9 protein-coding genes are annotated in these 11,957 nt (G+C 48.4%); 5 read left to right on the top strand and 4 right to left on the bottom strand.

Annotated elements, in window-relative coordinates:
* The first annotated feature begins 53 nt into the window (after positions 1-53).
* Both B5M13_RS00160 and B5M13_RS00155 read left to right on the top strand, forming a co-directional pair.
* A complete protein-coding gene (locus B5M13_RS00160) occupies positions 54-836 on the top strand; it encodes an amidohydrolase (RefSeq protein WP_080053738.1) in 783 nt (260 codons plus the stop codon).
* A gap of 136 nt (positions 837-972) precedes the next feature.
* Positions 973-1,698, top strand: a complete 726-nt coding sequence (locus B5M13_RS00155) for a hypothetical protein (RefSeq protein ID WP_155297147.1) — start codon at positions 973-975, stop codon at positions 1,696-1,698.
* On the opposite strand, the gene B5M13_RS00150 is transcribed toward B5M13_RS00155, so the two are convergent.
* Complete coding sequence (locus B5M13_RS00150) at positions 1,681-2,361, bottom strand: HAD family hydrolase (protein ID WP_080053736.1); 681 nt, start codon at positions 2,359-2,361, stop codon at positions 1,681-1,683. The two genes, B5M13_RS00155 and B5M13_RS00150, sit on opposite strands and share 18 nt — an antisense overlap.
* A gap of 164 nt (positions 2,362-2,525) precedes the next feature.
* On the opposite strand from B5M13_RS00150, the gene B5M13_RS00145 reads away from it, so the two are divergent.
* The gene (locus B5M13_RS00145) at positions 2,526-4,043 is read left to right on the top strand and encodes a DUF4301 family protein (protein ID WP_080053734.1); all 1,518 of its coding nucleotides are present in this window, start codon (positions 2,526-2,528) and stop codon (positions 4,041-4,043) included.
* 85 nt (positions 4,044-4,128) lie between these two features.
* Here B5M13_RS00145 and B5M13_RS00140 read toward each other — a convergent pair whose 3' ends face one another.
* Entirely contained in the window at positions 4,129-4,596 is a 468-nt protein-coding gene (locus B5M13_RS00140) for an RrF2 family transcriptional regulator (RefSeq protein WP_080053732.1), read from the bottom strand.
* Between the two features lie 442 nt (positions 4,597-5,038).
* On the opposite strand from B5M13_RS00140, the gene B5M13_RS00135 reads away from it, so the two are divergent.
* On the top strand, positions 5,039-8,263 hold the full coding sequence (locus tag B5M13_RS00135; protein ID WP_080053731.1) for a TonB-dependent receptor: 3,225 nt from the start codon (positions 5,039-5,041) through the stop codon (positions 8,261-8,263).
* 317 nt (positions 8,264-8,580) lie between these two features.
* Here the strand turns inward: B5M13_RS00135 and B5M13_RS00130 are convergent, their stop codons facing one another.
* Complete coding sequence (locus B5M13_RS00130) at positions 8,581-9,996, bottom strand: M14 family zinc carboxypeptidase (protein WP_080053729.1); 1,416 nt, start codon at positions 9,994-9,996, stop codon at positions 8,581-8,583.
* A 41-nt stretch (positions 9,997-10,037) separates the two neighbouring features.
* Positions 10,038-10,427 (bottom strand): fluoride efflux transporter CrcB, encoded by a 390-nt coding sequence (gene crcB / locus B5M13_RS00125; RefSeq protein WP_080059732.1) that lies wholly within the window; start codon positions 10,425-10,427, stop codon positions 10,038-10,040.
* Positions 10,428-10,612: 185 nt separating this feature from the next.
* Here crcB and B5M13_RS00120 point away from each other — a divergent pair, with 185 nt between their 5' ends.
* Complete coding sequence (locus B5M13_RS00120; protein WP_080053728.1) at positions 10,613-11,914, top strand: APC family permease; 1,302 nt, start codon at positions 10,613-10,615, stop codon at positions 11,912-11,914.
* Positions 11,915-11,957 lie beyond the last annotated feature (43 nt).

Here is an 11,957-nt window from a genome sequence, read left to right as displayed (position 1 = left end):
AATTAGGTTGGTTGCTAATCGTCCATTCTACATTGTTCCTTGTACATTCTACTATGAATATCTCTCTCCTCCAAACCAACTTATACTGGCAAGATCCGGTAGCGAACCGCGCCATGCTGGAGGAGCGTATTTTTAACCTCACCGAGCCTAGTGACCTGATCGTATTGCCCGAAATGTTTACGACGGGCTTCACAATGGATGCCGCTTCTGTAGCAGAGCCTATGAACCTGACCACCTTCCGCTGGCTTAAGCAGATGGCGGCACAAACGGGTGCTGTAGTAACGGGAAGTTATGTGGTAAAGGAAGGAGGTAAGTTCTTCAATCGGCTCGTCTGGATGCAGCCCGATGGGCAGTTCGATACCTACGACAAACGGCATCTGTTCCGCATGGCGGGCGAAGAAAAAATTTATACGGCTGGAACTCGTCGGATTATCAAAGAATGGAAAGGCTGGCGAATCTGTCCGCTTGTCTGCTACGATCTTCGGTTTCCGGTCTGGAGCCGGAACACCGATGGCCAATCCCATGAGTTTGCTTATGACTTGCTCCTGTATGTAGCCAACTGGCCAGCCGTTCGTCGAGCCCCCTGGAATACGCTATTGCAGGCACGAGCTATCGAAAATCTGGCCTATGTAGCGGGCGTCAATCGCGTGGGTATCGATGGAAACGGCCACCCCTACTCGGGCGACTCAGCCATCATTGACTTTAAAGGGGAAGTACTTGCCCGCCATACCGATACCGAAATCGCTCATCAGCAAACGATTTCCCTGGATGATTTACAGGCATTTCGGCAGAAATTTCCAGCCAATCTAGATGCAGACCAATATTTTATCGAATAAGCTTCTATTAAGAAGCCTAAAAATCTGCATTTAAAAGAGATTAATTTTAACTATTCTCTCTTAACGTCCTAACCTATAGCTGGTTTAGCAACTATATTCGCTCAGAACGTTATAGCAACTACCATCTACCACAGGCATGGAACGCTTCGCCTATCTATTCAGCATCGTGGTCTGTATAGTTTGTCAGAACATGAGTTTTGCCCAGGGCCAACGTCCGTATCGGGTTATTACGCAGGATGAAAAAGGTCGATTAATTACTGTAGAAAATTTCAGGTCTACCTGGTATTCACCTACGTATTTAGGAACACCTTATCTGAACGACCAGATCTGGCACTATGGCTATCTGGTGTATAGAAATCAGTATAAGGTGCCTGCTGCCATTGCTTATAACCTGGTTGTCGATCAGATTTATTGCGGGCTAAGCGATTCCGTAGGCATAGTACAGGCTTTACCCGATGAGTTTTTGTTCGAAGGTCGTCGGTTCATTAGCGATCCTTACAAAGTATTGGGTATACAGCGAGTTACTTACTACGAAGTTCTGTATGATGGTGCTACAAAATTGTTTTGCCGTTGGAGTAAGCAGCTTCGACCGATTGACCGCAAACTGTACACCAGACGTACCCCTCCTGAAGACCGATTCGATGGAAAATACATTTTATCAAAAGATTTCTACCTACAAAAAGCAGGTGATCGGCCCCGTTTTATCATTCCTACCGAGTATTCACTCAGCCGGGTGTTACCCGATATGGGGCGCGAACTCGCCGACTTTATTGCGGCCCATTCGCAGAATCTGGCCGACGATGTTCTGGTTGAAGCCCTCGTGCGATACGACAAGCGCCATTCCTCAGAACAAAGCCAGTAGCTCACGGGCGCTTTCCAGCGTAGTAAATGATTTACCGACCAGTTGTTCGTCTTCCACCCGCTCATGAATCCAGGTGATGGAATATGGAATGTGGATGGCGTGTCCGCCGATATGAACGACAGGTAGAATGTCGGACTTTAACGAGTTGCCAATCATGATAAAGTCGGCTGGCTTTACATTGTATTTCTGCAATACGCGCTGATAGGCCTGCTCATTCTTTTCCGAAACGATTTCCATGTGCTTGAAATAATGCCCCAGGCCCAAACGCGCAATTTTACTCTCCTGATCGAACAGATCGCCTTTGGTCAGCAGCATCAGGTCAAAGTTTTTGGAAAGTGTTTCCAGCACCTCAGGGATGCCATCCAGCACATCAATCGGGTAGTCGATAAGCTGGCGTCCGGTATCAATAATCTGCTGAATTTCAGAACCTGTTATAGCACCATCGGTTAGCTGAATCGCCGTTTCGATCATCGACAAAATAAAACTCTTTGCTCCGTATCCAAACAGGTTCATGTTTCGCATCTGAGTTTCATAAAATCGGCTTGAGAGTGTCTCCTCATCAATATGGTGCGCCAGCAGATCACATAGCTTTTGCTTCACATCTACGTAGTTGGGTTCATTAACCCAAAGCGTGTCGTCGGCATCGAAAGCAATTAGTTTCATGGCAATGTATTAGTTTAGAGCCTGGCAAAGGTTCGTGATGAAGAAATGACTTAGGGCGTGCAAAATTGGCATTTATTTATGTGTTTTTGCAATAAATTGATTTGCGTCCTATTATCGAAATCCGCAATTTGCCAACGTTCTAAACGCTATTTCATCTTATTGCTATGCAGTTTACTGAGCAGGACCAGGACCAGATTCTGGTACAAGGGGTAACCCTCGACCAGATTGACCAGCAAATACAGCACTTCGTAGAGGGCTTTCCATACCTGAATGTCATTAAGGCCGCTACCATTGGCGATGGCATCGTTCGTGTACCCGACGACCAGATAACGGCTTATATTCACCGTTTTGATGCCGCAACCCATGAGCGTGATCTGGTCAAATTTGTACCCGCGTCGGGGGCCGCTACCCGGATGTTTAAGTCATTGTTTGCTGCTCTGGATGGTAAGTCCGACAAATCGGTTGATGAAGTCTTTACCCGCCTTACGGATTTCGCATTCTATGAAGACCTAAAAGCGGCTATGGCAACCGATGGTCTGGATTTGGACAAAGCGGTGGCCGACAACGATCGAAAAACCATACTGACCTATCTGCTGACCGACAAAGGGCTGGATTATGGGAGTCTGCCAAAAGGGTTGCTCAAGTTTCACCAGTATATCGATGGCCCGCGTACTCCAGTAGAAGAGCATCTGGTTGAAGGAGCCGCCTACGCCAACGCCGATGGCCTGGTAAAAATTCACTTTACCGTGTCGCCCGAACACCGCTCTCGCTTCGAACAACTCATTGAGGAGCAAAAAGCAGATTATGAGGCCTGGTTGGGGGTAACCTTCGATATTTCGTTCTCGGAACAGAAAAAATCGACCGATACCATTTCGGTCAATATGGATAATTCGCCGTTCCGCAATGCCGATGGTTCATTATTGTTCCGTCCGGCGGGGCATGGCGCTTTGATCGAGAACCTCAACGATATTCATGCCGACATTGTGTTTATCAAGAACATCGACAATGTGGTACCGGATGAAATTAAGGAGCCAACCATTACCTATAAAAAAGTACTGGCCGCTGTATTGCTCGATGCCCAACAGCAGATTGCTCGTTTACAGGATCTTCTGGACGCTGAAGACGTAAGCGATGGGTATCTGGCCGAAGCCGATGAATTGTTCCGACGAACCTTGTTCACACTCCCTCCTGACGGGTTTGACAGCTTATCAAACGAAGAGAAAGTAGCCTATTTCCGGCGGAAGCTAGATCGGCCTGTGCGCGTATGTGGCATGGTGAAAAATGTTGGTGAACCCGGTGGCGGACCGTTCTGGGCCCGAAATCAGGATGGATCCGTTTCGCTGCAAGTGGTTGAATCGGCCCAGATTGATCTGGCTGACCCAGCCCAAAAAGCCATTTTTGACGAAGCGACGCACTTCAACCCTGTCGATTTAGTTTGTGGACTGAACGATCGCCATGGCAAAAAATATGATCTGCCCGCTTACCGCGATCCACTGACAGGCTTCATTACGGCAAAATCGAAAGACGGGAAAGACTTGAAAGCGCAGGAACTGCCGGGTCTGTGGAATGGCGCTATGGCCAACTGGAATACCATTTTTGTAGAAGTTCCGCTGATTACGTTTAACCCGGTAAAAACGGTTAACGACTTGCTGCGGAAAGAACACCAGCCAGCTGAAGAATAGAAGAACAATCTTGTTAAACATAGAGTAGGGGTAACGGAGCCATCAAACTTAACAACTCCGTTACCCCTACTCTATGTTTAACAGTTTATTTTGACGCTTCAACAAGCTCGGGGCTAGCGTCCCCAACGGCTTCGACAGTTCCTGCCACCTGGAACGTCAACAGCGACGTATTTTCGTACACACTCAGATTCGCATCCCGAACGCGCTCCATAATTGGGCGCAGTGCACAGGTCACCTCATCATCACAGTCGTCGCATTTTACATAAAAGTTAAACGACACGCAGGGAGTTGGCGCAATGGGGCCATCGATAACGCGTAACACCTGTGCCAGATTGACACGACTCGGATCGACGCGTAGAAGATACCCTCCTCCTTTGCCCTTCTGGCTTTGTAGAATACCGTGGTTACGAAGTTCAAGCAGAATGGCTTCCAGAAACTTTTTCGGAATATTTTCTTTAGCCGAAATATAAGAAATTAGTACAGGGCCTTTTCCGTACTCTTCGGTCAATACTTTAAGGGCTTTGATAGCATATTTAGCCTTTTTGGAAATCATTGTTACGGTAGTTAGTGGGTAAACGTATATATTAGGGAGTTACAGAAAAGCACTTTGAGTATTGCAAGGCACCAAATTACTAAGTCATTCACAACCAGCCAAAAACTAATCCAACTTCGTATTAAATATTTCATTTTTTCATTTAATACCAGAAGCTGTTACAAGTTTAATGCCGAACGCTGGAAAACAGCCTAAAAGTTCATCGATTTAGTCGAGTATTAGACGAGGCTGTTTACAATAGGTAACAAAATCAACCGATTAATTTTTAGTTGAATTCTAAATCAGCCTGGGCACCTTGTCCAGCGTATATAACCAACAGATTATGCATTAGAAGTCTTTCTTAACAAATTCTTAACTATGCCTATTGGCATCATAACATTTGCTTAACACGTAGCGCGCTGATTTCCATGAATTTTGCACCGAAATCAATGCGCTTTCGCAAATGAAGTCAATCGTATCTACCTTATTAGTATTAATAGTTTTCATCGCCACTGCTTCTGTATCCTGGGCGCAGGTTACTACCAGTGGTCTTAGCGGCCTTATCACCGACGCAAAAAAAGAAGTCTTACCAGGCGCTACCGTACAGGCTGTTTATACGCCAACCGGCACTAAGTATGCAGCTGTAACGGATATTGAAGGTCGTTTCCGAATCAATAATATGAATGCCGGAGGCCCTTATCAGGTGGTTGTCACATATGTGGGCTACAATACTGAAACCATATCGGATGTCGTGCTTCGGCTGGGTGAAACCACCAATCTGAATCTGACGCTACAGGATGCCAGTGCTCAACTGACCGAAGTTGTGATAAAAGGCAGCCGTGAAGGTGAACGCCAGGGAGCAGGCAGTAGCATAAACAGCGAAGCCATTCGTCGGTTACCCACTATTTCGCGCAGCCTGACCGATATGACCCGGCTTTCGCCCCAGGCCAATAACAACAACTCGTTTGCTGGTACCAACTTCCGGTACAATAATGTAACCATCGACGGAGCGATCAACAATGATGCCATTGGCTTCAGCCCTTCGCTGGGTGGCTCAACCGGAACGTCGGGGCAACCCGGTTCCAGTACCCGCACCAACCCGGTTAGCCTGGATGCTATTCAGGATATTCAGGTGGCAGTAGCTCCATTCGACGTTCGGCTTGGTAACTTTCTCGGTGGTTCAGTAAACGCAGTTACCCGGAGCGGTACGAACGAGGTAACGGGCTCCGTATACGGCTTTGGTCGGAATGCTACGCTGACAGGTTCGTGGAATGGTGCTTCGGATGCGAAAGAAAAGCTCCCCAGTTCCTTTTATGAATACCAGACGGGTGTTCGGGTTGGTTTCCCCATCATCAAAAACAAACTATTCTTCTTTACAAACGAAGAAATCACCCGCCGTCAAGACCCCGTTCAGTTTCAGGCAGGCACGCCCAGCTCGTTGATTAAAGATGCAGCGGTCGCCCAGCAGATCAGCGATTTCGTAAAAACGAACTATGGCCTTGACGCTGGTTCGTTTGGCAACTATTCGATCTATTCCAACAGCACAAAATTCTTTAACCGACTCGACTGGAATATCAACGACAAAAACCAGTTGACCATTCGGAATAATACGGTATTTTCGGAAGCAACGAATCTGGAACGTGATGCGGCTAACTTCCGCTTTGGTAGCATCGACTTCAAACAATCGAACAACCAGACCAGCACTGTTGCTGAGTTAAAAACCCAGTTCAGTGGCCGGGCCTCCAACAGCCTGATCGTTGGTTATTCGAGTGTTCATGACTTTCGCAACACGCTTTCCAATGTTCGGACCTTCCCACAGGTTGAAATTGCGTACAATGGGGGTACAATCTTCTTAGGGAACGACCGGGAAGCGTCTGTGTTCAATCTCCGTCAGAAAACGTTTGAGGTAACCGACAATTTTACCTTCTATTCAGGCAAGCATACCTTCACGCTGGGCACCCACAATGAGCTGTATACGATTGATTACGGGTTTGTCAACTCGCCCAACGGACGGATTTCGTACCGATCAGTGGATGAATTTCTGGCCAAATTGCCGAACCGGGTACGGGGCAGCTATCCCTTTGGCGATGCCACCAACGATCTGCAAAAGCAATTCGACAATCCCTACGCTCATTTCAACGTAAACCTGCTGAGCCTGTATTTACAAGACGACATCCAGCTAACAGACCGCATCAAACTGTCGCCAGGTATCCGTGTGGATTACACGGGACTGCCTAAAAAGCCAACCCTTAGCTCGCAGGTAACGGCTTCGGCGGGTGACGTTGCCAACTACGGCAAAACCTACACCTACACCCCGCTGAACCAGATCACTAATTCGTATCTGAATAATGCTCAGATTTCGCCCCGCTTAGGCTTTACCATCGATGCCAAAGGCGACAAGAGTCTGATCATTCGCGGTGGTACCGGGTTGTTTACAGGTCGGGTTCCGTTTGCCTGGTTAGGGTATGCCTTCTACAACAACGGAGTTGGCTATGGCGCGTATGACTTCAACAACAACGCTACGGCCGCAACCAAGCTGGTTGGCGATCCGCTGATTCCGAACGGTGGGCTGCTTATCAACAACAATCCGGCCAATGGTGGTGTAACCCGTACGCAGGTCGACCTGATCGATAACAACTTCAAGATGCCCCAGATGTTCCGTAACAACATTGCGGTCGATTATACAATAGGTGGTTATAAGTTCACGGTTGAAGGGTTGTACACTAAAGTGATCAATGACCTCAAATTTATGCAGGTCAATACCAAAGATGTGGTTCGATACTACAGCTACGATACCCAGCAACAACAGCCTATTTATGTAGCCAGCAACGGAACCGCCGGAGCGCAACGCATCGACAACAATTTCGCCAATGCCTACATGCTGACGAACACCAACAAAGGCTATCGCTATAGCCTGACTGGCCAGATTCAGCGGAACTTCCCGATGGGCTTCGGTTTCTCAACGGCCTACACCTACGGGAAGTCATTCGACCTCACTAACGGTATTCGTAACTCAATGGAATCGAACTGGCAGTTGAACCAGTCTCTTACCCCAAACGATCCGCAACTGGCATACTCAAACTTCGATATTCGTCATCGGATTGTGGGTACGGTCAACTACCGCCAGGTCTGGAATCCACGCAATGCCACTACGGTTACGCTGTTCTACTCGCTGCAATCGGGAGCGCCGTTCTCATGGGGGTACGTAAACTCAACAATTGACGGTACGGGTCAGGCTAACAGTCTGGCCTATATTCCACGCGACCTGGCCGAAGCCCAGAAACTACTGCCAACAGGTTCGCAGGCTACCGACTTTATGGCCTTTGTTGAATCCGATCCATATTTGAAAACCCGTAAAGGAACGTTCACCGAGCGGAATGGCGGTCGTACCCCCTGGAACAATACGATGGATCTGCGTTTCCTGCACGAGTTTAAGCTGAAAGGCCGTCAGTCGATCCAGATTAGCTACGACATCATCAACTTCCTGAACTTGCTGGACAAGAAACTGGGCTACTACTACTTCTCGCCCAATACATTCAACTCGACAGCATCAATTGGGCTTAGTCGGGCAACGAACCCAGCAACGGGCGACCCCACCTTTACCTGGTCGCGCCCATCAGCTCCTTACTCCATCGATCCGCTCAGTTCACGCTGGCAAATGCAACTGGGAGCCCGGTTCAATTTCTAATCGGCGTTTTCAGACTAATCAAAACGCCCGACTTTTGTGAGTCGGGCGTTTTATTTTTTTCAGGAAACAGGTTTATACTGTTGAATGAACTTCCCCTGACCAGGCCACAATGGGTGTTTTCGGTCTATTTCGAAGGTTTGGCGGTAAGGCAAAGAAAAAAGCCAGCGCAAAGCCCTGGCCTTTCATGCGACACCAATATGAAAATGTATAGAATGGCTTAGCGGAAATTAGCCAACCGACTACAGGACAAATCTACCCCGCAGTTGTTACCCCAACATTACCCTAGTATTACGCTTGAATTATACTTATTCAATGCGTCAGTCAATCACGCCATTTTGTGGGCTACCAGCACTGGACGGCACTTCTTTCCAGAACCCATTTACAAACTGATACTGTAGCTGATCTCCTTTTTTCAGCAGAAACGTAGGTATCTGTTCGAGTTGAAGCGGCTGAGCCGGTAAGTCACCTTCATACAGTAGATGAACCGGCTGTGCAGGAAACTCTTTCTTACTGGATTTTCGAATCTTGAAGACAAGAATTCCATCGCGTCGTAAGGCAGGTAAATCCAGTTTAGCCAGATCAGTAGCCGTATCCAGCGTTTCGGGATAAATTTTAGCCGGAACAAGCGTTAATCCAGTCGCATCAATCTCTTCGATACCGTAGAAGGTCGATAAGTCGCCGATGTCTTCAACTACGCTTTTGTACTGGAATGTTCGGGCGGCTCCATCACTAACCTCATTATGATTGATTCCGATATCGACCATAACCGGGCGACCTTCGCGCATGACAGTTGCGTTTCGAATCAGTACATCGAACAACGCACGGCCATTTTCAGGAATAGCCTGGTAATCGGCAATGGGTTCCTGCTTATACGACCCATCGGCAATCTCCTTCAGCGCCGTTAAAATAGCCACAAAGTTCAGCCGTCGAATCGCCATCTTTTCCGAATCGCCCTTGTAGCCTCCCGATTCAATCAGAATCAGGGTTGTCCCCCACTTCTGGATATTATCGCCAAAGGCACGTGGTTCAAACTCATCGTCGTATCGGGCAATTTGTCCGGGAATAAACTGTTGCAACACCCGGTTCATACCCACGATCAACTGCATAGAGCGTTGGCGAACATCGTTCACATTCCGATCTTCATCGTAAGCCGTCGCCAAAAACGACACGACAGCCTGCTTTCCCGTTTTACCAACGCTATAACGCGGACTCTGATCGTGCAGGTTGAAACCCACCAGAGGTTTCAGCGTTTGTTGCAGCTGTTTCAACAAGGCCCCTTCGGGCGTCTGTAAACGAAGCGCATCCCGATTCATATCGATATCGGTGGCTGTTCGGCGTTGAAACCGCTCGGCGCCATCGGGGTTGAGCATCGGCACAAAATGAACTGTCATCTGGCTCAGAATGGACTGCCGAAGCTCGTCGAAACCGTCATTTTTAGCCTGAAGAAAGTTGAAAATATCAAACAGGGCCATGGTAGCCGTAGCCTCATCACCATGCATCTGGCTCCATAAAAGTATGTTTGTTGCCCCTGTCCCGGCCTTTACTGCATAGATCGTCCGTTTCTCCAGCGACTCGCCAACCGGACTTACCGATAAGGGTTTTCCCAGAGCATTCAGCAAGGGGACAATATCGGCGTGTTTGAATCGACGATGGGTAAGGGCTTTTTCTTTGAACGTGTCATGGGCATCGAACAACCGACGCGCTATATCCTGTGCCTGAAGGGCTGAACTCATTAGTGATAATAAAATAATTGCGATGTATAGGTGTTTCATGTTTATATACCTTTCCCAAGCATCAATCCTCCGGCCGAAGCTAACAAGCAAAGCAGGATATTTAAACCGACATTAAGCAGCGCTGCGGCAAAGCGGCCATTTTGCAGCAGAACGACCGTATCGTAGCTGAAACTGGAAAATGTACTGAGTCCACCACAAAATCCAACCCCTATCAATAACCGCATTTCGTCGCCCGCCGACCGATTGATTACCCAGCCAACCACGGCACCCAGGACAAAACTGGCCACTACATTCACAAACAAAATGGCATTGGGAAACGACGGCCCGATAAGTGTAGCTGGAATCAGCCGGCCCGCCCAGTATCGTAGTAGGCTTCCCGCCCCTCCCCCCACAAAAACCAAAACAGCTGGATGTGTAAGCAAGATTCTCATACCGACAAACTTACGAAAAAACAGCGTTGAAGCCCGTTTGATGCATATGCCTGACCGAGCGAAGAAAGTTTTCGCTATCATTGTAAATCAGGTATTCGGTTTATCGTATGCGGTTTTGTGGTAGCGCGAAGCGATCTTATGCCAGCCCCTGTAAACCGACTACCGTAAATAGCCCCCGTATCACTATGGCCCAGAATCAACTCAAGAAATTATTAGGCGTCGGCTTTGGCGTTGCGGTAACCATCGGCGGAACCATCGGTACGGGTATCTTACGGAAGCCCGGTCCAATTGCCCAGGACATTGGCGACCCGACGCTTATCATTGCGGTCTGGTTGATTGTGGGTGCCTATGCCCTGGCGGGGTCACTGTCGGTAATGGAGTTAGGCACTATGTTGCCCAAAGCGGGCGGGTGGTATGTGTTTGCGCATCGCGCCTTCGGCAATTACGCTGGGTTTATTATCGGTATCAGTAGCTGGCTGGGGAGTGTATCGGCCATGGCTTTTGGGGCGGCTGTCATGAGCGAGTACACAGCCCTGCTGTTTCCTTCAGCCATTGCCTACCAAAAAACCATTGCCATTGGCATCCTGGCTCTTTTTGTCGCCTTTCACTCGATAGGCGTCCGACTGGCCAGTCGGGCACAGGAAGTCATGAGCGTACTGAAAGCCGTTGGGCTACTAGCCTTCGTCATTGTATGCTTTACCGTGACCCCTAAAGAACCTACTCTGGCCGCATCTACGATTCGCCCGTTGGCCGAAGGGGGTGTATGGTTGGGTATTCTGGCTGCCCTCCAGTCGGTTTTCTATACCTACGACGGCTGGCATACAGCCGCTTACTTTACGGAAGAAGATGTTGACCCAAGCCGGAATTTGCCCCGGTCGATGATTAGTGGGGTACTGCTGATTATTGGCATTTATATCCTTGTCAATCTAGCCCTGCTGTATGTATTGCCTGTATCTATGCTGGCAGGCTCCAAGCTCCCAGCCGCCGATGCCGTTCAACTCCTGTTTGGTCCCGGTAGCGCACAGGTCGTTACGTTTCTGCTGATGATCTCGATTATGGGCATCATAAACGCACAGATCATGTTTAATCCCCGCGTCATTTTCGCCATGGGTCGCGACGGTTTGTTCTTTCGGTTTGTGAATCAGGTCAATGCAGGTGGTACTCCCATGAATGCGACCATGCTAACGGCTGGCGCATCGGTTCTGATGATTTTGACCAATACCTACGGCAAGCTTTCAGATATTGCGACGTTCTTCTTCGTGCTTTGTTATGCTTCAGCATTTGCGGCTTTGATCCGCCTGCGGCAGACAGAACCGAATCTAGCCAGACCAGTGCGTGCCTGGGGTTATCCGTTCTCAACCTGGGCTCTGCTGATGGCTTCGCTGGCCTTTTTGGTGGGCGTTGTCATTGGCGATTTTTCGAGCAGCATGTATGCCATTGGGTTCATTATTGTGAGCTATCCAGTCTATTTACTCATCAAGCGGTAAGTTTATAGGTAATCTACCCTTATTTACAGCTTATACAACGTAA

Origin of the sequence: Spirosoma aerolatum (assembly GCF_002056795.1) — a bacterium.
Lineage (GTDB): Bacteria > Bacteroidota > Bacteroidia > Cytophagales > Spirosomataceae > Spirosoma > Spirosoma aerolatum.
The sequence above is the reverse complement of the archived record's forward strand: the minus strand, read 5'-3'. Positions and strand labels throughout refer to the sequence as shown.

Coding starts and splice junctions, on each gene's coding strand:
- B5M13_RS00160 (WP_080053738.1), top strand. CDS start 54: ATGAATATCTCTCTCCTCCAAACCAACTTATACTGGCAAGATCCGGTA.
- B5M13_RS00155 (WP_155297147.1), top strand. CDS start 973: ATGGAACGCTTCGCCTATCTATTCAGCATCGTGGTCTGTATAGTTTGT.
- B5M13_RS00150 (WP_080053736.1), bottom strand. CDS start 2,361: ATGAAACTAATTGCTTTCGATGCCGACGACACGCTTTGGGTTAATGAA.
- B5M13_RS00145 (WP_080053734.1), top strand. CDS start 2,526: ATGCAGTTTACTGAGCAGGACCAGGACCAGATTCTGGTACAAGGGGTA.
- B5M13_RS00140 (WP_080053732.1), bottom strand. CDS start 4,596: ATGATTTCCAAAAAGGCTAAATATGCTATCAAAGCCCTTAAAGTATTG.
- B5M13_RS00135 (WP_080053731.1), top strand. CDS start 5,039: ATGAAGTCAATCGTATCTACCTTATTAGTATTAATAGTTTTCATCGCC.
- B5M13_RS00130 (WP_080053729.1), bottom strand. CDS start 9,996: ATGAGTTCAGCCCTTCAGGCACAGGATATAGCGCGTCGGTTGTTCGAT.
- crcB (WP_080059732.1), bottom strand. CDS start 10,427: ATGAGAATCTTGCTTACACATCCAGCTGTTTTGGTTTTTGTGGGGGGA.
- B5M13_RS00120 (WP_080053728.1), top strand. CDS start 10,613: ATGGCCCAGAATCAACTCAAGAAATTATTAGGCGTCGGCTTTGGCGTT.